The 200-nt window shown below is 74.0% G+C and carries 1 pseudogene; it reads right to left on the reverse strand.

Annotated features, from left to right (window positions below):
- Window positions 1-200, reverse strand: a pseudogene (locus tag PROKR_RS33690) (amidohydrolase); the annotation flags it as partial.

A 200-nucleotide genomic window follows, 5' to 3' on the forward strand; every position in this document is an offset into this window, starting at 1 on the left:
GGGTACGGGTCGTGGCAGTAGGCGGTGCGCGTGTTGAGCGAACCATCGGTGACCACCTTGAACGGCCCCTGCTCCAGCAGGCCGTCGGTGTCCGGCAGGACGACGCCGCTGCGCAGCCCCTGCGCCAGCACGTCGTCCAGCCAGGGGGTCCACACGCCGGCGCGCACCCGCAGCGCGGTGAAGCCCGCGGCGAACCGGCG

Source organism: Promicromonospora kroppenstedtii DSM 19349 (genome assembly GCF_000515355.1).
GTDB lineage: Bacteria > Actinomycetota > Actinomycetes > Actinomycetales > Cellulomonadaceae > Promicromonospora > Promicromonospora kroppenstedtii.